The organism is Maribellus luteus (genome assembly GCF_003576475.1).
Classification (GTDB): Bacteria; Bacteroidota; Bacteroidia; order Bacteroidales; family Prolixibacteraceae; genus Draconibacterium; species Draconibacterium luteum.
In genome coordinates this window covers 1-715 of sequence record NZ_QWGR01000084.1, presented here as the reverse complement: position 1 = coordinate 715, position 715 = coordinate 1, and the positions used below count along the sequence as shown (strand labels likewise).

The following is a 715-nucleotide window of genomic DNA, read 5'->3' as shown; positions in this document are numbered from 1 at the left end:
TCGATCACCACACGCGCACCGGCGTCACCGAGGCGGTTGTCGGCCAGCATCATGTCGATGGCGCTGTGTGCTTCTTCGGCCGTCATGGCCACGACTACGCCCTTGCCGGCGGCCAGGCCATCGGCCTTGATGACGATCGGGGCCCCTTCCTGGTCAACGTACGCATGTGCCTGTGCAGCATCGCCGAAGGTCTGGTACTTGGCGGTCGGAATGCCGTGGCGGTGCATGAACGCCTTGGCGAAATCCTTCGACGATTCGAGCTGCGCCGCGGCCTTGGTCGGCCCGAAGATGCGCAGGCCCTTGGCGCGGAACAGGTCGACGATACCGGCGGCCAGCGGTGCTTCCGGGCCGACCACCGTGAAGTGGATGCCTTCGCGCTCGGCAAAGGCGGCCAGCACTTCCGGATCCGTGATCGGGAGGTTTTGCAGGCGCTTGTCGAGCGCCGTGCCGCCGTTGCCGGGGGCCACATACACCACCTGTACCTTGGGCGAGCGTGCCAGCTTCCATGCCAGGGCGTGCTCTCGACCGCCCGAACCGACCACCATCACTTTCATGCTGTACCTACCTGAAATTGCAAATCCGATTCGAAATCTGGAAAACAAAAACGGCGATCGTGAGGTCGATCGCCGTTATGCGCGTGCCCGGGGCTTACTCCCCGATGACCGCGTTGGTGAAGACTTCCTGTACGTCGTCCAGGTTTTCCAGGACGTCGAGC

Annotated in this window: 1 protein-coding gene; it reads right to left on the bottom strand. The window is 63.5% G+C overall.

What is annotated here, in order from left to right; genetic code table 11:
- Positions 1-554: phosphoribosylamine--glycine ligase (locus D1614_RS28025; protein WP_497006669.1), on the bottom strand; the 554-nt coding region annotated here is incomplete at its 3' end.
- Positions 555-715: the final 161 nt, after the last annotated feature.